Origin of the sequence: uncultured Thiodictyon sp., assembly GCF_903828115.1 — a bacterium.
In the GTDB taxonomy this organism is placed as follows: domain Bacteria; phylum Pseudomonadota; class Gammaproteobacteria; order Chromatiales; family Chromatiaceae; genus Thiodictyon.
Genome location: NZ_CAIKKU010000340.1, coordinates 1 through 1904, shown reverse-complemented (window position 1 = coordinate 1904; position 1904 = coordinate 1). Strand labels below are relative to the sequence as shown.

Sequence of the window (1904 nt, the reverse complement as noted above, 5' to 3'; positions counted from 1 at the left end):
TCCTCGTGCACGAAGCCGCGGAGCAGGTCGGAAACCATCTTGCGATGGGAGAACAGCAGCTTATAGGAAGGGTCGTGCGTCGCCATAGGGATTTGTCCCGCGGGGTCCGGTGTTACAAGGATACCCATTTCGTGGGCCTGATGCGAGAAATCGGGGACGCAGAAATCGGGGACCTACCACGATTACTCCGATAGGCCACTTAGCTCGGTGCAGGAGCAGCGACATAGGGTACCGCTCGAGCGCGTCGCGGCGGTGCTGCCGACGCATCGCGAGCGGCAGTTTCCGCCGACCGGGACGTTGACCGCACGCGCCGCCTGACCAGCGGACTCGCGCGCCCGGGCCGCGTTCGACGTGGTGGAGCCATCGACGGTCATCCTTGGGATTCGATCCGAGAAAGCCAATAACCTGGACCTCGGCAGCGGTTCACGGCGGACAGAACCGCGACCGGCATCCTGCCGGCCAATCGGGTGGTTCATGGTTCGACTGGTTCGAGAAACGGGTTGACGACGGTCAACCCGGGGCCGACAACCTGCCCATGCTGCAAGTCTTCGGAATAGACGATAGCGCAGCCGGCCTCTTGGGCTGCGGCGACAATCAGGCTGTCGTAGTACGAGAAGCCGAAACGCTGTGCGACATCGAGTGCGCGCAGGACCGTCGAGGGTGCCAGCGGATGGAGACGGCAGTCGCCGATGAGCCGTAGAAGCACATCGCGGATCGCTGGGACCTCGTAGCCGAGCTTGCGGCGCATGACGTTGGCTACCTCCCCAAGGACCTGGGTGGAGATCAAGCCACCGCTGGCCAGCAGCTCCAGTGCTCTGCGTTGCTTGGATTCGTCCTTGCTTAAACTGTAGAGGACGACGTTGGAGTCGATGAAGCTACCGGGCATTGGCTTCGTCCCGATCGAAGACGAAGCTGCCGAAGTTCTTTCGGTAGGGGGCAAAAAACGCAATTAATTCTAGTAACCTGGCGTCGCTGGGGGCAGCCGCAGGGGCCTGGGGGTGGCGAGTCTTGAGATAGCCGATGAAGTCAAGGACCTCGGCCTGCAGGGCCGCGGGCAGTTCGGTTGCTTCATGGGCGATCAGATCGACGGCGTTCATAAATGGGCTCCGGGGGCGGGATGGGAGGCCAACGGCAAATACACAAGTGGCAATAGGGGACTGGCAATAGGGACAGACCAGAATGGCACTAAGCTAAGACACGCACCCTTCAAAAACCACAGGCTGCGAGGGTCGCGGAGGCCGCGAAAAATCTCGGAACCGTTGTCCCAGGCCTCCGAATTTCGGGGACAGTTTACTCAATTCCTCAAGCTCGGGCTCGCCGGCTTGACCCAGGCGCTCCTCAGCCCATGACGGCAGCGGGCCGAAGCGGCGAGTGAGTTGCCGACGCAGCAACTTAGCCTCGCCCCCCTGCCTGCCCTCCCGCAAGCCCTGATCCTTCCACTCCTGGGTCCACGTCTTGACGCGTTCGGCCAGCATGTCGTGAAGCTCCTGTAACTCGCTGAAATTGGGTATCTCGACGCCGGGCACGCGCGTCGGCAGCAGCACGCACTTCCGCCAGACGACGAAGGCACGGCGCAGGCTCGCGTTCTCCGCCCCGGCCAGCCACTCGACCAGGACCCGCTGGATGTTCTCCGGCGCCTGGGCATTCTCCAGGCGGAACAAGGCGGCGGCGACGTTGGGCAGACGCACGAGATCGGCCTCGGGGTAGCGGCGTTCTTCCAGGAGAAGATAGCGCAGTTGGGGCTGCCGACGGCGCAGTTGCGGCGGCAGGCTCGGGTCGATCAGGTCCGCCAGGTCGGTCTTGGCGGTCCAGGGCTCGGCGCCGTTGTAGAGCACGATCGGGAGCACCGGCGGGAGCGGATCATCCGGCCCGATCTCTTTCGACCGGTGCAGGTCCTCATAGAG

At 63.4% G+C, this 1904-nt stretch carries 3 protein-coding genes; all 3 read right to left on the bottom strand.

Translation table 11 applies throughout. The features are described from left to right. Positions 1–472 precede the first annotated feature (472 nt). Entirely contained in the window at positions 473–886 is a 414-nt protein-coding gene (locus QZY48_RS12710) for a PIN domain-containing protein (RefSeq protein ID WP_295431226.1), read from the bottom strand. Further along, positions 876–1097 (bottom strand): hypothetical protein, encoded by a 222-nt coding sequence (locus QZY48_RS12705; protein ID WP_295431225.1) that lies wholly within the window; start codon positions 1095–1097, stop codon positions 876–878. The genes QZY48_RS12710 and QZY48_RS12705 overlap by 11 nt, the downstream gene beginning before the upstream one ends. A gap of 93 nt (positions 1098–1190) precedes the next feature. After that, positions 1191–1904: Rpn family recombination-promoting nuclease/putative transposase (locus QZY48_RS12700; RefSeq protein ID WP_295431224.1), on the bottom strand; the 714-nt coding region annotated here is incomplete at its 5' end.

Excerpts from the sequence above, each read along its gene's own strand:
- QZY48_RS12710 (WP_295431226.1), bottom strand. The coding sequence starts at position 886 with ATGCCCGGTAGCTTCATCGACTCCAACGTCGTCCTCTACAGTTTAAGC.
- QZY48_RS12705 (WP_295431225.1), bottom strand. The coding sequence starts at position 1,097 with ATGAACGCCGTCGATCTGATCGCCCATGAAGCAACCGAACTGCCCGCG.